The sequence below is a fragment of the Phaeobacter sp. HS011 genome (assembly GCF_018101215.1).
In the GTDB taxonomy this organism is placed as follows: Bacteria; Pseudomonadota; Alphaproteobacteria; order Rhodobacterales; family Rhodobacteraceae; genus Phaeobacter; species Phaeobacter inhibens.
Window position 1 is genome coordinate 105,240 of record NZ_JAGEUF010000006.1, and the last position, 15,569, is coordinate 120,808.

The window sequence follows — 15,569 nt, forward strand, 5'->3', positions numbered from 1 at the left end:
AACGGCGCAGATGTCTTCGAAGCGCAGAATAGCGACGTCCGCCTTTCGGCCTAGAAACACAGCCTGTGACCGCTGCAATGCCGCGTGAAAAGCGGTCATTGATGAGAGGTGAGGCGCGATCTGGAGATAGGAGGGCAGCAGTGCGGTCAAGTGGGTCGTAGTCCCAGTGCTCTGACAAAGGGCTTTGTTGCACAAATCGGGGTTTGAGCTACAAAGCCCTTGTCCAGACGGACTTATCCTAGGGACTCTTTGAGGGGTAGGCCAAGAGCGGTGTAGCGGTTCAGCACCGCGATCCGGATCTGGAGTTCAGCCCCTGAAGGACTTGCTGGGAAAGAACTGACGACACCGAACATGCGACGGGCTGCAGCACGCAAAGCGATACGGGATCATGACACCTAGCAACATCGGGCATGCAGGCTTGTTGGTGTCGATCCCAAGGCCGTCCGGCGTGACAAACCGCCAGATAATCCTGAAGTTGGCAAAGAGATGAAGGCGATTGCCAATAAACGCCACCGGTTTGGTTGTCGGCGGATTGGTGTGATGCTGGAATGCAAAGACATGACCATGAATCACAAAAAGCTGTATCGCCTGTACACAGAAGAAAAGCTGGGCGTCAGGCGACAAAGGGAACGAAAACGGGCGCGTGGATCACGCTCACCGATGCCAATGGCGTGACGGCCTGGCCCGCGCTGGTCACTAGATTTGCTGTCAGACACGTTTGGTACGTCGTGCAAGCTCCGCATTTTGGCAGTGAATGATGATTGCTGTCGTGAGGACCGGTGCCTCATAGCCGACACCAACATCTCTGGTGCGCGTGTCGCCTGTGAATTGGATGCGCTGGTTAGGATCTACAGCAAACCTGCCAGTATTCTCAGCGAGCGCGACCTTGTCCGCCATTGGTCCGAGGACAATGATCGCGCGGCACCGAGTTCACCAGTCGCGCGATCCTGAAATGGGCGGATGAGAACGATATCGAGTGGCACTAAATCGATCCGGGAAAGCCGCAGCAGAAAGCCTTCAGTGAGGCATTCAACGGCAGCCTATGCGACGAGTTGCTGAACGAAGAATGGTTCGACAGCTTGGAGGACGCCCGCCGCAAGCTGGCGCTCTGGCGATACGGTTACAACAACGTCAGCCCCCACTCACCACTGGAAAACCAAACACCGCTGAAGCGGGTCGAGCGCCTGAGCAACTTGAGAGCTCCGCGCAGCACGCGCTTGCCCAAAACGAAGACGACGAATATGAAAAACACACCCACAAACTCTCGCTATGAATAAGGGAGCATTGGGGGGGCACCTGTGTGGTTAGGCAGACCAAGCTCCTCAATAGAGTACGTTTCAAGCCATTGCTCAATCCGTTCCGGAGTGAAGCCTGGCAGTTTCCCCAAACGGCGTTCATCTTCCGTCAGTTCAGGCAAGAACTCGACCCAGTTCACCGCCTAGGGGCGTAAGTCGGCTTTCCCTAAGGGCAACCAAAGGGTCTGCCGCAAGCCGACGCGCTCATCCTACAGCATCGCCGTTCGGTATCGTGAACAGACCTGGCTGGTAGATTTCATAAAGGCCAATGGCTTCCGCAATAATTCTCGCCCGGTCACCGCGTTCCGGGGCCTTCGACAGGAAACCATTCTCAGCAGGCTCCTTTGCCAGAGCATAAGCTTAAGCGACGAAGATACCTTCAACAGTATCCAAATCAGAGCCCATGATTTTTGCCGCATCACGGACACGCCTCTCGTTCGCCCCGCGCGTGAAGTCTTGAAGACGGTTACTGGCTTCAAGGGCCGCGTATACTGACAGACCTGCGGGCGAGCGCGCAAGCAAACCACGGCCTAGACGTCGAACCGTATTATGGCCGTTCGGAAAACTGTCTGCTGTTGGCGCGAAATCAGCAAGCACAAGGTTGCTCGACACGGCAGAAGAAATCGGCTCGGCATAGTAACGGCAATTGTGTGCTCCGCCGGGGTTCCCGCCTTGCGGCGGTTCATCCCATCGGAACACGCGGTTGTCATATGCTACGTGGCTGCCACGCACCTTGGCATCATCTTGAGAGCGTCGGATGTATTGCACAATCTCTAGAGCTTCCTGCCGAAACTGATTTATCAATCGCGCAAAAGCCCGAACGAGGGGTTCTTCCATGGCTGTTCACAGTGGCCGCAACCGCTACGGATGGTTTTGATATTCGCCGAAAATACTCTCAAGGCACGCGTCCCATGCGTCGAGTACCTCTGCCTTTGCATCTAACACATCCCGCAAATCAGCTTCGGAGACAGTTGGCACCGTGTCAGGCGGGGTCAGCGCGGTCAGGAGCATCCGAGCGTTTTCGGAAATTACCTGTTCTAGGCGTTCGCTGAAATCGGCCCGTAGAGAGCTGTGTAGTTAGGAAATGTCGATTTGAGCGACAATTCTACGCGGCTGCCATTCAGCTGACCGTGTCGCTGCGCGATCTCGTACCAGCCGTCACCGCCGTGCCTTAAAAAATGGCTGAAACTGTGCTGCATGGAACCTGCGAGAACGTGCCGGACATGTTCTATTCACAATCGGTAAAGAAAGCCAAAGACCACCGTTCGCAACATTTTACGGGGAGAAACGCATCCTGCTTGCGATAGAAACAAACATTCATACACGGCGCAGCATTCGTAGAAATGGGCTCGAAGCCGACATGTGGCGGTACAGCACCGAGAATCCAGCACCAGCCTGCCCCAGGCAGGTTGTGATCGGCTCAACCCAGCCCGAAGCGGTCGTAGATATGGCGACGGGGGCAATGATGCTGTCGGTACAAAATTCCATGGCCACTTTCTCTCAAGCGGGCGCTCAGCAGAGCTGAGCTGTCTCAGGTGATGCTGCGAGTTGCACCAGGGGCATCGGAGCGCAGGAAACGACCTTTGCAAAGTCGGGGCGGACAGCAAGGGCCCAACGGCGTGATCGGCCCTTTGCTGCCGTTCGGCAGGTCGCCATTGGCCGCAGCGCGGCTTCCCCGTACCGGGCCTTCTCTGCCGGGCGACCAAAGCTAACGGTCGCGGCGAAGGAAAAGCCACGCTAAAGAATCTCAAAACTCGGGTTTTCAGGATTTTGTCGATGACGAGACAACGCCCGCAGCCGAAGCCCGGCCGCCCCAAATATCACGATTTCATTACTGACATCGAGAAGGGCATCATCAATACTCCGGAGTTCCAGCGCGAGTCTGCGTGGCCCATTGAGAAGACCGCGGCACTCCTAGACAGCAAAGTGAAAAGTCAGCCAATCGGCACCTTCATCCTATGGAAGACCAATCAGCGAATGGGGGACGTGAAAGACATGGGTAACCTCCCGCTACCCGTCACGCCTGATGATAGGCAGGTCGAATATGTCCTCGGCGGGCAGCAGCGAATGACCTCGTTACTCGTTGCGTATTGATGCGCGAAGATACCGCGCGGGGTAAAAAAGGTCACCGATTTCGCCGACATCTATGTGAACCTCAATCCTATGCTGCCAGATAATCCCCACAAATGTGTATAGCTCAAGGATATTCTGTCATCGAACTGAGAGGTTGAGAAGCGGCTCGTCGCCAGTCTTGGATTGACCGATGACGACCTCGACATCGCCGACAAGTTCAAACAGGCCTTCACAACATATGATTTTGGCCTGGTCACACTGACGTGTGATGACATCGACAGCGCTATTGAGGTCTTCACACGCATCAAAACTGGCGCTTAACTGTGCATTCCTGATGCTTAGAAAACGGATAGCCGGTGGGAGGCCCAAATGTGAGCCTCCCATATTCATTTAGATCTCAACCGAAACACTGCCGATGGGGTTAGAGCAGCACGCCAGGATGTACCCCGCTTCGATGTCATCCTCTGAAATGCCGCCATTGTGCACCATATGCACCTCACCTTCGGTTTTCTTGACCTTGCACGTGCCGCAGACTCCGAACGTGCAGCCCGAGGGAATGTTCAGCCCAGCCGCTTTGGCCGCCCCCAGGACCGTATCAGTTTCAGTGCATTTATGCGTAACATCAGATAGGCTGAAATGCAGCTCAGCTGTTGTGGCACTATCTGGCACCACGTCATCCAGATCCGGGGCGTCGGCTTCAGTTTCGACCGGTGCTCCAAAGCTCTCTTGATGGTAATTCTCCATGTCAAAGCCAAGCCCAGTCAGCGCCTCGCGCACGGCCTGCATGAAAGGTTCCGGACCGCAGCAATAGACTGCGCGGTCGAGATAGTCCGGCGCCATCAAGCCCAACATCAGCTGGTTGAAATAGCCCTGATATCCGGTCCAAGGGCGGTACGAGTCCGGCTCTTCCACAACGAATTTCAGATCCAACCCCGGTGTGCGGCTGGCCATTTGCTCCAATCGTTGGCGGAATATGATCTCGGATGGGCGGCTGGCACAGTTGATGAACACCACGTCCAGATTGCCCCCTTCATCCCACATGCAGGTTGTCATGGACATCATTGGCGTGATGCCGGAGCCAGCCGAAATAAACAGGTATTTCTGCGCCCGGCTCCCAGCATTGCTGAACAGCCCGGCCGGGCCGATCGCCCGTATCGTCATACCCGGCTTCAGATTGTCCAACATCCAGCGTGTCCCAATACTGTCTGGCTGGGCTTTGGCGGTGATGGTGATAGACCGCGGCCGTGAAGGCGACGACGAGATTGTATAGGTCCGATGCACCATGCCTCCCGGCTGATCCAGCGCCGGAATTTCCAAGGTCAGAAACTGGCCCGGATCATAGGCAAAAAGTGCCCCCGACGGTGCACGAAAGGAGAAACTTGCCGTGTTGGGCATTTCCGGAACAACTGACACGCATTCCAACAACTCACTGTCGGACCAGATGGCCGGTGCGGATTTTTGGCTGAGTTCATTCATCTTCTCACTCCGCCGCAATCAGGTTACGCCCGGTCAGGCGGCGTGTCAGCTGGCTTGCATACCAATCTCCGAACTGGATGACACCACTTTCCTGCGATGGCGAATACGGCCCTGGCGTATAGACGGGTGAATTGATGCCCTGCTGGTTGTCTTCCACCACAATGCGGTCCTCGTCGTTGGTAGCAATCCAGACCTCAGTCAGGCGTTTGAGGTCATAGTCCACGCCCTCTTCGGCGTCCTTGTGGACCAGCCATTTGGTGGTGACTTCGGTTTCGGTCGGACTGACTGGATTGATACAGAACACAATAGAATGATCCGGGAGGAAGTGATTCCATGTGCTCGGATAGTGAAATTGCAAAAGCGTGCCTGCATCGGCAAACGGAATTTTGCCTAAATTTTTGCTGACGGCAGCTTTGCCATCCATGGTAAAACTGACAGCGCCATCCAACAACGGCATGCGCGCGACGCGAAACTGCCCGCGATTTTGATCCAGCTGGAATCGTGCCGCGACGCCAACAGCTTCAATCCGGTCAAAATGGTCCTGTACCTTAGGCGGGACACCGTCTTCTGAGACCCCTGTCACTGCGGGATCTTCGGGATAGCTGCGGCACAGCGACGGGTGATTTCCCGCACAGTGATAACACTCACGATTGTTCTCCCAGACCAATTTCCAATTGCCGTTCTCGACGATGGAACTTTCGAAGGCAACTTTGGCATTTCCAAGATCATGAGGGGCCAAATAGGGGCGCACCAAATCTGCAAATACCTCAAAATTCGGCGCTTCATCCGCGAGACAGATGTAGATCAACCCTTCAAGATCACGACAATGAACCGTTTTCAAACCGTGTTGCGAGGGGTTGAAATCCGGCCCCATATCACGCGCCCACAGCAGCGTTCCATCCAATTCATAGGTCCATTGGTGATAGGGGCAGACCAGCTTGGGGGTATTTCCCTTTTTGGCTTTGCACACAACCGAACCACGGTGGCGGCATGCATTGTGGAATGCCCGTACCAGGCCATCGACACCGCGTACGATAATCACGTTGTAGGCGCCAACCTGATGGGTGACGAAGCTGCCTGACTTAGGCAGCTCGCACGCTGGAATGGCAAATAGCCATTCGCGGTAGAACACCTCTCGCATATCCAGATCGAATACACCGGGATCATTGTAGAACGCTTGTTCAAGGGAATAATTTTTTTGGCGGCCCATAAGTTTGGCCAAGATCTCGCTGTCGTGGAGCATAAGCACCCCTCTTTGCCGCAACCCCGCGGCGTTTCGCTAGGATGGATGACATAAGAGACCGCTTCGGAAGCGCACGAGGAGCACGTCCGACATCAGCCCCCACCGCCACCCGCAGTTTGACATATTCGCAAGGCTGGTTTCCGGACTTAGAAGGGGTTGACGGTCTGCAGCACCTTCCCGGGATCCTCGTCCCAGTGGTTTTTGCCGCAGTACACCTTCTTTACCGTTGCGGGGGCAGTGCCGGATTCTCACCGACTTCCCAATTATCCGCCGCGCCAAGAAGCGACAGCGGCACCTTACACGCACAAACTATGCAAGACGCGTGTTTTTGCAGGAATGCAAACGACACATACCAAACCAAAAACGGACGAACTGTCAAAAATACCGGAGCGTCATTCAGCCCAGACTCCGGGCAAAAATTTAGCTGGCCGCTTTCGGACCGATAACCGTGAAGGCACCCTTTGTGCGGGTCTCTGGTGTGTCAGGACGACAGCGGGGTACTTTCGCTTGCCAGCAGTTCTGATGCTGCCTACCGTGCGGAATATCAAATAGAAAAGTTATGGTTATGCTGGAAATCGGTCTGCCTCTTCTTGGGCTATTGGGCTTGGTGATTGTAGTTGGAGTGCCATATCTACTGGTGTCTCACGCGCGACTAAAGGCACGGGTGGCTGTCTTGGAGGCCAGCCACGCTAGCGGGAAGGCTCCAGGCAGAACAGAAGCAAAAAACGTCGAAGAGATTGCTAACCCTGCGCCGAGCGGCAAGGACGAAGAAAATGCGGTCGAACCATGGGATGGTGCGTCTAGAGCGGCGCTGCAATCCCCAGCAACAACCAGTGTCCAATCTACCACTGAAACGGTTAGCTCGGATATGCCCTCCCCCAACATATCAATTGCCAACCAGGAAGCGCAGCCGCAAGAAACGCCACGCGCGTTTGTCTTTCAAGAAGACACCTACAGAAAGCTCGATCAGTGGTTGCGCGAGAACTGGGTGCTCACGGCTGGGGCTGCATCGCTGGCGCTTGCTGGAGTCTTTATGGTGCAGTACGGCGCCGAACACGGATTACTGACCCCTTTCTGGAGGGTCATGGCGGCTCTCGGATTCGGCACCGCACTTATTGCAGGTGGTGAGGTGATCCGCCGCCGCTTTGGGGATGATGTCGAGGGTAGCGTGCAGTACCTTCCGTCCGCTCTTGCGGGGGCCGGACTGATTGCACTTTTCTCGGGTATCATTTCTGCGCGGGCAATGTATGGCTTGCTGGATCCTGGTTCGACTTTTGCGGCGCTCTGCTTGGTGTCAATTCTGGCAATGATACTAGGATGGTTTTACGGACCATTGCTCAGCGCACTTGGGCTAATAGGAGCCACTGCAGCACCTTTTCTGGTTGGCGGACAATCCGACTCCCCATGGTTATTCTACTACTACTTCGCACTGATCGCGATGGTTGGCTTGGCGGTTGATACGGTTAAACGCTGGGCATGGGTGTCCGTTCTGGCACTGTTTGCCACTATATCAGCGAACTTACTGCTGTTCCTGACAGATGCGGGTGGGCTGCATTTTCTGATTGCAACACTGCTGATTGCAGGCGCCGCAATTGTTATTCCAGAGCGGAGCCTGACGCCGCATCATAGCGGTTCCTCCTTGCTGGATATGCGCCGTTTGGTGAATGGAACGCAGAAGTTTCCTGAATTCACAACTCGTCTATCCGCCGCCGTCACCGGTGCTGCGTCAGCCAGTGCGATGCTGGTGGTTCTCGATGCAGGAAAACCGGAAGAGGTGTATCTTGGTATCGCCACTCTGATGATACTCTTGATCGCCACGATGATTTGGATGCGCCAAGCGCCTGCACTGTTCGATCATGCGCTGCTTCCCGGTTTGGCGATTCTGGCAGTGCCAGTGATCGAAGCAATTTCCTTCGGACCGCTGTTCCGCGAGTTCTTGGCAGGAGCCCAACGCCCGCTTGAGACTTCCGCACCCTCAACTGTATGGATCTTAACTACAATTGGTGGGTTTGGCTCCTTGCTCGCATTTTTCCGTATGCAGCAGGTCGAGGGGGCCAGCAACGCCGGAGACAATACTCCGGTCTTTTGGGCCTTGGCAGCGGCTGTCTACGCGCCGACTATGATGCTGGTGCTGGAGTTCCTCTGGCAACCCGCTGCCGTCACCACCGCATACCCCTGGGCTCTGGCGGTTATCGCGATGGCGGCCCTAATGACTCTGTTGGCCGAGCGGACTGCACGAGGTCGCGACATCGAGCAGCGCGCTCTGAGGGTCGCTCTGTTTGCCATCGCCGCACTGACGCTGATCGCGCTGGCATTCTTCTTGCTCCTCGCCAAAAGCGCCCTGACCTTAGCTTTGGCAGTAATGGTGCTTCTGACAGTGCTCATTGATCGCAAATTTGATCTTCCTGCTCTAGGCCTTTTCGCTCAAGTTGGCTCCGCGGTCATTACCTACAGGCTGGTTATCGATCCAGGGGTCCCATGGGCTACTGACTTTGAACTGGTTGAACAGAGCTGGGTGCCCAACTCGCCAATTGCTCAAGTGCTGATGGCTTACATTGGCACGCTGACTTTGATGATAGGAGCATGGTATTTCGCGCGAGATATCAGACCAAAGGTCGCGCTAATTCTAGAAAGCACCCTTGCTACGATCGGCGCCGTGTTTATTAGCGTTATGATCGTCCGGGTGATTTCGGGACCCGGTGGCGGCAGTCATCCCGATATCGGACTGATGGCAACTGTCTGGGCGGCCTCGATGGTCAACCAACTGTACCGCATGCAGAGCAGCGGCCGCTTCAGCCTTTACGTTCGAGGCGGGTTAGCCGCTATCTATGGGCTGGCATCGTTGTTCTTGCTGATCGCGCTGTTCGGGGACGCAAACCCACTCATAAGCAGTTATGAACTAGTCTCTGGGCCGCCGATCTTGGATTCACTTGCTGCAGCGTTTCTACCGCTCAGCGGCATCTTCGCAGTGGCAGCATGGAAGGTGGCGCATTTTGGCGACCGGGTGAGGGCCACGTTTGCCGCTGCATCCAGCTTCTTGATCGCATGGTATACGGCCTTGGAAATCAGGCGTTTATGGCGTGGAAACGATCTGACGGTCCCTGGCATAACTGACCCCGAACTTTATACATATACGCTTGCGTTGTTAGTCACATCGATAGCCATCCTAACCGTTGCGTTCTGGCGCCGTTCGAACCTGTTGCGAAAATTCGCCTTGGGAGGAGTGGTGCTGACAATCGCTAAGGTGTTCCTGATCGATATGAGCGGACTTTCTGGGCTAATACGGGTTTTCTCATTTATGGGGCTGGGACTGGTCCTTATCGGGTTGGCATGGATTAACCGCATCATGAAAGCGCAATGGAACAAGGGCAAACCCGCAACCGACTAAGTGTTACGGCGTTCTACGGTAGCAATGGCTTTGCTGCACAAACGGCGTGAGGGATTCCATGTTTGAATCCAGTGGGGTAGCAATACCAGTGGGCAGTTGGTCACCTACGACGTACAAGACCAGGAACTAGCCTTCGTACAACACGGCGCTGAGGCAGCGCGGTTCGCTATCGATCTGGTTTGATCCCGATATGGAATGGTAAGCTCCGGCGACCGGCAAGCGCACTCGTCAGCGCGCGTTCAGCGACGCGGCAATCCAGATTTGTCTCACTATGAAGATACCATTCGGCATGCCCCTTCGCCAGACGAGCGGCGTCATCGAAAGCTTGTTGCGGCTGGCAGGCTTTGACTGGAAGCCACCGAACTTCAGCACTCTGTGCCGCCGCCGCGTAAGAATGCCCAATTATGGAAGCCTATTACGGCAGGAGCCATCGCACGAAACGATGCCGTGAGGGCCTGCAAATATCCTAGACGGGCACTCTGGCGAAAGTTGAATGGCTATCACCGTCGAAGCCTCGCAGAAAGCAACCCTCTCGGGACAGTGCTGCGCACTGCTCTGCCGGTCAGCGGATGGACTGTGTCAAACGTGTTGACCAAGGCATCATGGCACGAGACTTCGACCGACAGGTCGCTGACCTCCAGATCCCGATCGCTGTGCTCGACCGCTACACCGCTCTTGGCATACCACTCACAGAGCCCGCATGATAAGTCCTTTGGGAAAAGGAAAAATGCGCTTTTCAGGAAAAAAACACACGTTCAGCCGAGGGTACAAAACCAATATCGCCCCGCCGCGATTTCATGCGGCGGGGCGATATAAAACTCTGTTTGCAAAGACCTGCGGGAGGCCGCTCGCGCGGCTTACGGCAGGATGGCGAGCCGCTTCAGGAAGAGCGATTTCACTGCATCTGCATCAACGCCCATGTAGACATCGATGGGCAAGCGGGCACTGTCAGCGGCAAGGCGGGTTTCGCCCGAGGTCTCACCTTCACAGGACACTTCCATCGCCACTGCACGTGCGGTGAACAACTCTGGATGGGTGCAGGCAATGACCGCAGCCGGATCGTGCAGCGAGCAGCCATCGAATTTTCCAACGGTTTCGTAAAAATGCAGATAGAAAACCGACATTTCCTGCAGCATACCGCCCAGTTCCGGTGACGTCGCCGCGATAGCGGAAAAATCTTCCTTGGTGCACAGGATGCGATGGGTCACATCAAGGCCCACCATTTCGACCTTTGCACCAGAGCCAAAGACGACGTCAGCGGCATGGGGGTCATGATAGATGTTGGCCTCGGCATGCGGGGTGATATTTCCGCCCTCCTCAAGCGAGCCACCCATGATGACAATGCGTTTCACGTTCCTGGCGAACTCAGCATCGCGCTGAATGGCATGGGCGATATTGGTCAGGGGACCAATCGGGCAAACCACCAGCTCACCCTTGTGTTCACGCGCCATGCGGATCAGGAAATCAGCCGCGTCTTCGTCCAGGGCCTGTCCCTTGGGTGTCTTGGCCGGGATATCACCAAAACCTTCGGCACCGTGCACATGGGCCGATGGCGTGAAGGGCGGCAGCACCAATGGAGTTTCCGCGCCATGCGCAACGGGCAGGTCCAGACCAGCAGCTTCCAGCAAACGCAACGCGTTGCGGGTCGCCGTTTTGGTGGTCACATTGCCAAAGATCGTGGTGAGCCCCAATAGATCAATGTCAGGCGCTGCCGCTGCGTAGAAAATCGCCATGGCATCGTCGATACCGGGATCCGTGTCGATGATCAGCTTTGTCATTTTTATCCTTCCGACTGATTAATCGTGGGGGTTTAGCATTTTCGTTAGCGATAACTCAAGCCTGCCACTTTCAGTAATAGGCGACAACTCTATCAAGAAAATGCCCGCCTTCGCTAGAAGACGGGCATCAAATGCTCTGTGAGTTCTGCGAGGATCAGGTGTTGAACAGGAAGTGCAGCACATCGCCATCCTTGACGACATAGCCCTTGCCTTCGGCGCGCATTTTGCCCGCTTCCTTGGCGCCTTGCTCACCGTTGTGTGCGATGAAGTCTTCATAAGCGATGGTTTCGGCGCGGATGAAGCCCTTCTCGAAATCGCCATGGATGACACCCGCAGCCTGCGGTGCCGCGGTCCCCGTGCGGATGGTCCACGCGCGGGCCTCCTTAGGTCCGACGGTGAAGTAGGTTTCCAGATGCAACAGCTCGTAGCCCGCACGGATCAGACGATCCAGACCTGCCTCGGCCAGCCCCATTTCAGAAAGAAACATTTCTGCCTCTTCCGGCTCAAGCTGGCTGATCTCTTCCTCGATCTGAGCGGATATGATTACATGGGAATTGCCCTGGTCTGCCGCCATCTCCGCCACTTTGGCAGAGTATTCATTGCCTTCGACGGACTCGCTCTCACCCACGTTGCAGACGTAAAGCACCGGCTTGGTGGTCAGCAGCTGCAACATTTTCCAGGCCTTGGCATCTTCGGCGTCGACCTCAACCAAACGGGCAGGTTTCCCCTCCTCCAGCATCGCTTGTGCGTCCGCCAAAAGACGATCCTGCTGCTGGGCTTCCTTGTCATTTCCCTTCAGCTTGCGCACCAGATTGGCGCGACGCTTCTCGATGCTTTCAAGATCGGAGAGCATCAGTTCAGTCTCGATCACCTCGGCATCGGCCACCGGATCGACGCGGCCATCCACATGGGTCACGTCGCCGTCCTCAAAACAACGCAGCACATGGGCAATGGCATCGGTTTCACGGATATTGGCCAGGAACTGATTGCCCAGGCCTTCACCTTGTGAAGCGCCTTTGACGAGGCCTGCGATATCAACAAAAGTCATCCGGGTCGGAATGATCTGTTTGGATCCGGCAATCGCGGCCAGCTTGTCCAGCCGGGCGTCCGGCACGCCAACTTCGCCGACGTTTGGTTCGATGGTGCAAAACGGAAAGTTCGCCGCCTGCGCCGATGCGGTTTTCGTCAATGCGTTGAACAGGGTCGACTTGCCGACGTTCGGCAGACCCACGATTCCCATTTTAAAGCCCATTCCGGCCTCCTGATACCACTTGGGAGGTGCTTCTAGGCAGCATTTTGCAGTGACGCAAGCGCGCATCTCCTGCTTGACACTCTGCGCCAATCCGCCGGTACCTTTGCGCAGCACGATCAACCCCGGAGATCAGCGGTGTCGACGCAAAGCACATAAAATGTCAGCGACAGGTGCAACCATTTGGCGACACTCGCGTTCCTTTGAACAGGGCGTGATGCATTTGGCCGATTGGACAGTGGACATTTCCCTGGTTTCGCAGATCATTTACAGCAAGCTGACCAACACGAGACTACCAAATGACTTTACGCACCTTCGTTACAGCAGCCCCCCTCGCCTGCGCCCTGATGCTCGCCAACGCCCTGCCCGCCATGGCCGGAGACTGGATCTTTGGCGCCGGCTATTCGAGCTTTTCCAGAGACGGGGCCGAGGACAGCGCGCTGGTGTCAATCGAATATCAACACGATGCGTTCTGGCAGCGTGGCAATTTTGATGCATCCTTTGGCGCGGCCCTGGACGTTCAGACCACCGGCGATCTGTTCATCGGTGCCGGCGCGGTCGGCAAATGGCACCTACAGCGCGGCTGGTTTATCGAAACCAGTGTCATGCCTGGTGCTTACGCAGAAAGCGTGAAACTGAACGATTTGGGATCCACTTTTGAAATCCGCAGCGCCATCGCCGTCGGCAAGGAGTTTGCGACTGGCAAATCGCTGTCACTAGCCCTGACCCATAAATCCAATGCCTCAACGGCAGACATCAATCCTGGGGTGAATTCCCTGCTGCTACGCTGGCACGTCCCGTTCAACGGTTAATCGGTCACCAAACGGTATCTTCTGCGGCACTGTGCGGACAATGAGGCGCCCGGGATTGATTTCCGCCGCAACATTCGGCACACCGGGGCCGACACATATAAAAGGCCCGATCATGACCCGCATTGACGCCAAATTCGCCGAATTGAAAGCCGCAGACAAAAAGGCCTTCGTTGCCTATGTCATGGCGGGCGACCCTGACTTCGACACCTCGCTTGAACTGGTCAAGGGCCTGCCTGCGGCGGGCGTGGACGTAATTGAGCTGGGCCTGCCCTTTACCGACCCAATGGCCGATGGTCCAACCATCCAGTTGGCCGGCCAGCGCGCGCTAGAAGCAGGCATGACGCTGCAGCGCACCTTGGATCTGGCCCGCACCTTCCGCGAAGAAGACAATACCACGCCGATCGTGATGATGGGCTACTACAACCCGATCTACAGCCGGGGCGTCGAAACCTTTTTGAAGGACGCCAAAGAAGCCGGTATCGACGGTCTGATCGTTGTGGATCTGCCCCCCGAAGAAGACAGCGAACTCTGTCTGCCTGCGCAACAGGCCGGTCTGAATTTTATCCGGCTGGCCACCCCGACCACCGATGACAAGCGCCTGCCCCGTGTGCTGCAGAACACCTCAGGCTTTGTCTACTATGTGTCGATCACTGGGATCACCGGCGCCGCTGAAGCAGAAGCCACAAATGTCGGTCCCGAAGTGGCCCGCATCAAATCACAGACAGATCTGCCCGTCATCGTCGGCTTCGGCATCAATACACCCGAGAAATCACAAGCCATCGCATCCGTTGCAGATGGCGCCGTGGTCGGCTCGGCGATTGTCAGCCAGATTGGCGCTGGCAAACCCGTGGGCGAGGTCCTTAGCTTCGTCAAGTCCCTCGCAGACGGTGCGCATTCCGCCTAAGCCACCATTCGGCAAAGATCTTTGCAAAGGCCGCACCGGATTGGTGCGGCCTTTTTGCTGTGTCGAGATCATTGATTGCGCTTTTCGCTTTCAATTGGTAAAAAATTATTACCAACCAAGGGCGAGGACAAGACTGTGCCGGTCATTACCAATATCAACGATCTGAAACGCATCTACGAACGCCGGGTCCCACGGATGTTCTATGACTACGCAGAAAGTGGTAGCTGGACCGAGCAGACCTTTCGTGACAACACTAACGATTTTGAAAAAATCCGCCTGCGCCAGCGGGTGGCCGTCGATATGGCCGGGCGCAGCACAGCCAGCCAGATGATTGGGCAGGACGTGTCGATGCCCGTCGCCCTCGCCCCGGTCGGACTAACGGGAATGCAACATGCTGATGGCGAGATCAAAGCCGCGCGCGCGGCGGAAACCTTTGGCGTGCCCTTCACATTGTCGACGATGTCCATCAACTCGATCGAGGAAGTGGCCGAAGCGACGACAAAACCTTTCTGGTTTCAGTTGTACACCATGAAGGACGACGATTATGTGCGCCGCCTGATCCAGCGTGCCAAGGACGCCCGATGCTCTGCTTTGGTTATTACACTGGATTTGCAGATCCTCGGCCAGCGCCACAAGGATCTGAAGAACGGCCTTTCTGCTCCGCCGAAGCTCACGCCAAAGACCATTGCCAACCTGATGACAAAATGGACCTGGGGGCTGCAAATGCTGAGCGCCAAACGGCGCAACTTCGGCAACATCGTCGGCCACGTGGAGGGGATTTCCGATGCGTCCTCTCTTGGCGCCTGGACGGCGGAACAGTTTGACCCGTCGCTTGATTGGAGCAAAATCGCCAAGCTCATCGAACTCTGGGACGGCAAAGTCATCCTCAAGGGTATTCTGGACGTCGAAGATGCCAAAATGGCCGCCAAGCTCGGGGCCGATGCCATTGTAGTGTCCAACCATGGTGGCCGCCAACTCGACGGGGCGCTCAGCTCTATTCAGATGCTGCCTGCAATCATGGATGCTGTCGGCGATCAGATTGAAGTTCATCTGGACAGCGGTATTCGCTCTGGTCAGGACGTATTGAAAGCCCTGGCGCTGGGGGCCAAGGGCACCATGATCGGACGCGCCTTTGTCTACGGATTGGGCGCTATGGGTCAGCACGGAGTGACACGCGCGCTGGAGGTCCTGCACAAGGAACTGGATACCACCATGGCGTTATGCGGAGAGAAATCCGTTGCAGATCTTGGCCGCCACAATCTCTTAGTACCGGAAGATTTCGGCGGGCGCTGGCAGAAATAGACGGCACCGCATCAGCCCTCGTCTGGTTTGCGACTTGCAATATCGGCCA

At 56.0% G+C, this 15,569-nt stretch carries 11 protein-coding genes, 2 pseudogenes and 1 riboswitch; of the genes and pseudogenes, 8 read left to right on the forward strand and 5 right to left on the reverse strand.

Going from position 1 to position 15,569, the window contains the following annotated elements:
• Window positions 1-321: 321 nt before the first annotated feature.
• Window positions 322-1,273, forward strand: a pseudogene (locus tag J4721_RS13015) (integrase core domain-containing protein); the annotation flags it as partial.
• A gap of 382 nt (window positions 1,274-1,655) precedes the next feature.
• On the opposite strand, the gene J4721_RS13020 reads toward J4721_RS13015, so the two are convergent.
• Complete coding sequence (locus tag J4721_RS13020; protein ID WP_102883003.1) at window positions 1,656-2,132, reverse strand: hypothetical protein; 477 nt, start codon at window positions 2,130-2,132, stop codon at window positions 1,656-1,658.
• Window positions 2,133-3,071: 939 nt separating this feature from the next.
• Here J4721_RS13020 and J4721_RS13025 point away from each other — a divergent pair.
• Window positions 3,072-3,389, forward strand: a complete 318-nt coding sequence (locus tag J4721_RS13025; protein WP_102883002.1) for a DUF262 domain-containing protein — start codon at window positions 3,072-3,074, stop codon at window positions 3,387-3,389.
• A 162-nt stretch (window positions 3,390-3,551) separates the two neighbouring features.
• Window positions 3,552-3,689, forward strand: a complete 138-nt coding sequence (locus tag J4721_RS13030) for a hypothetical protein (RefSeq protein ID WP_158526320.1) — start codon at window positions 3,552-3,554, stop codon at window positions 3,687-3,689.
• A 69-nt stretch (window positions 3,690-3,758) separates the two neighbouring features.
• Here the strand turns inward: J4721_RS13030 and J4721_RS13035 are convergent, their stop codons facing one another.
• A complete protein-coding gene (locus J4721_RS13035) occupies window positions 3,759-4,844 on the reverse strand; it encodes a hybrid-cluster NAD(P)-dependent oxidoreductase (protein WP_102883001.1) in 1,086 nt (361 codons plus the stop codon).
• A 4-nt stretch (window positions 4,845-4,848) separates the two neighbouring features.
• Window positions 4,849-6,087 (reverse strand): aromatic ring-hydroxylating dioxygenase subunit alpha, encoded by a 1,239-nt coding sequence (locus J4721_RS13040; RefSeq protein WP_211002863.1) that lies wholly within the window; start codon window positions 6,085-6,087, stop codon window positions 4,849-4,851.
• Window positions 6,088-6,200: 113 nt separating this feature from the next.
• Window positions 6,201-6,401, reverse strand: a riboswitch (cobalamin riboswitch).
• A 245-nt stretch (window positions 6,402-6,646) separates the two neighbouring features.
• Here J4721_RS13040 and J4721_RS13045 point away from each other — a divergent pair.
• Together J4721_RS13045 and J4721_RS13050 are read left to right on the forward strand one after the other, a co-directional pair.
• Window positions 6,647-9,475, forward strand: coding sequence for a DUF2339 domain-containing protein (locus tag J4721_RS13045; protein WP_247656112.1), 2,829 nt, complete (start codon window positions 6,647-6,649; stop codon window positions 9,473-9,475).
• Window positions 9,476-9,623: 148 nt separating this feature from the next.
• Window positions 9,624-10,179, forward strand: a pseudogene (locus tag J4721_RS13050) (transposase).
• A 153-nt stretch (window positions 10,180-10,332) separates the two neighbouring features.
• Here the strand turns inward: J4721_RS13050 and J4721_RS13055 are convergent.
• On the reverse strand, window positions 10,333-11,253 hold the full coding sequence (locus J4721_RS13055) for a nucleoside hydrolase (protein ID WP_102869481.1): 921 nt from the start codon (window positions 11,251-11,253) through the stop codon (window positions 10,333-10,335).
• A gap of 154 nt (window positions 11,254-11,407) precedes the next feature.
• A complete protein-coding gene (gene ychF / locus J4721_RS13060; protein ID WP_102857924.1) occupies window positions 11,408-12,505 on the reverse strand; it encodes a redox-regulated ATPase YchF in 1,098 nt (365 codons plus the stop codon).
• A 296-nt stretch (window positions 12,506-12,801) separates the two neighbouring features.
• On the opposite strand from ychF, the gene J4721_RS13065 reads away from it, so the two are divergent.
• The 3 genes from J4721_RS13065 to J4721_RS13075 all read left to right on the forward strand — a co-directional run bounded on the left by J4721_RS13065 (window position 12,802) and on the right by J4721_RS13075 (window position 15,520).
• A complete protein-coding gene (locus J4721_RS13065) occupies window positions 12,802-13,314 on the forward strand; it encodes an acyloxyacyl hydrolase (RefSeq protein ID WP_014879155.1) in 513 nt (170 codons plus the stop codon).
• 112 nt (window positions 13,315-13,426) lie between these two features.
• Window positions 13,427-14,218, forward strand: coding sequence for a tryptophan synthase subunit alpha (trpA, locus tag J4721_RS13070; RefSeq protein ID WP_014879154.1), 792 nt, complete (start codon window positions 13,427-13,429; stop codon window positions 14,216-14,218).
• Between the two features lie 135 nt (window positions 14,219-14,353).
• Window positions 14,354-15,520 carry an alpha-hydroxy acid oxidase gene (locus J4721_RS13075; RefSeq protein WP_211002862.1) on the forward strand — a complete coding sequence of 389 codons (1,167 nt, stop codon included), beginning with the start codon at window positions 14,354-14,356 and terminating at the stop codon, window positions 15,518-15,520.
• Window positions 15,521-15,569 lie beyond the last annotated feature (49 nt).